This is a genomic window from Streptomyces aurantiacus JA 4570 (assembly GCF_000414115.1).
In the GTDB taxonomy this organism is placed as follows: Bacteria; Actinomycetota; Actinomycetes; order Streptomycetales; family Streptomycetaceae; genus Streptomyces; species Streptomyces aurantiacus_A.
Genome location: NZ_AOPZ01000498.1, coordinates 1 through 570, shown reverse-complemented (window position 1 = coordinate 570; position 570 = coordinate 1). Strand labels below are relative to the sequence as shown.

Genomic DNA, 570 nt, shown 5'->3' with positions numbered 1-570 from the left:
CGAGGCGGGGGTGCCGGGCGCGGCGAGCACGGGCGCGAGCGGGAGCCGCGCGTCCACGCTGCGGCACCGCATGAGCCCCGCGACCAGCGGGAACAGCTCGGCGCGCACGCCCGGCCCCTGTTCGAGGCGCAGATCCGCGTACGCCGCCGCGTCCGCCGCGGCCCGCGGGCACTGCTCCGCCCGCTCCTGTACGAGCTCCGCGATGCGCCGCGCGAGGTCGGGCGTCGGCACCTCGGGGAGGCCGCGCAGGACCTCGGCGGTGCCGGTGCTCCGGGTGCGCAGTCGGGAGCGGAAGGCGGCGAGCACCGTCTCGGGGTGGGTGGTCAGGGCGGCGGCGAGGGCGCTCGCGGGCAGGCCGGGGTCGCCGGCCCCGAAGTGTTCCAGGGCGCGGGTGAGGTGGCGGGCGCGGGTGCGGGGGTCGCGTACGAGGAGGGCGAGGGCGTTGCCGTGCAGGGCGTCGTCGGCGGGGCGGGCGAGGAGGGCCTCGGCCGCGAACCGCAGGAGTTCACGGTCGGCGTCGCCGGTGGCGTGCCGGGCGGCGCGCGGGGCGTGCGCGGCGGCGGCGACGCG

The 570-nt window shown here is 80.9% G+C and carries 1 pseudogene; it reads right to left on the bottom strand.

Annotation, left to right across the window (positions count from 1 at the left end):
- A pseudogene (locus STRAU_RS36165) lies at positions 1–570 on the bottom strand (serine protease); the annotation flags it as partial.